Origin of the sequence: Alistipes sp. CAG:268, from assembly GCA_000434235.1 — a bacterium.
In the GTDB taxonomy this organism is placed as follows: Bacteria; Bacteroidota; Bacteroidia; order Bacteroidales; family Rikenellaceae; genus Alistipes; species Alistipes avistercoris.
This window is the reverse complement of record FR892019.1, coordinates 32,126-32,607: the sequence shown is the minus strand read 5'-3', so window position 1 is coordinate 32,607 and position 482 is coordinate 32,126. Positions and strand designations below refer to the sequence as shown.

At 68.0% G+C, this 482-nt stretch carries 1 protein-coding gene; it reads right to left on the bottom strand.

Translation table 11 applies throughout. The annotated features are described in order from the left end of the window. Positions 1-482, bottom strand: a 482-nt coding sequence (locus QZL63_RS09770) for a glycosyltransferase family protein (RefSeq protein ID WP_290586784.1), incomplete at both ends; no start/stop codon positions are given.

The following is a 482-nucleotide window of genomic DNA, read 5'->3' as shown; positions in this document are numbered from 1 at the left end:
CCGACCCCGCCCCCGCCCGCTGCCGCGTCGGCAGCGTTGATGCGCTGCTCGATGTGGGCCGGCACCAGCAGCATCGGCTTGCCGTGGTAGAGGGCTTCGCAGACCGATTCGAATCCGGCCGTAGTGACGTATCCCCGGCAGTTGCGCATGGCGTCGAGAAAGAGCCGGTCGTCGAGGCGGTGAAGGTGCAGGTTGCCTTCGGGAGGTTGGTTGCGGCAGCCGTCGGGCCGGTCGCAGAAGAGCTCTACGGAGTGCTGCGGATGGCGGGCGCACCAGTTGCGCACCTCGCCCGCAAAACCGTTGTTCACCATGTAGCCGAGGATGAATCCCTCGTTGGCGGTGCGGCCGATCAGGGCTTCGCGGCGCAGCAGGGGCGGCACGACGTGGATGTGGCGCTGGAAGTCGTCGGCCATCGGGCGGAACGACAGCGCCAGCAGTTCGCTGCATCCCGAAGCCGTCATGAGGGCACGGAGCCGCAGCAG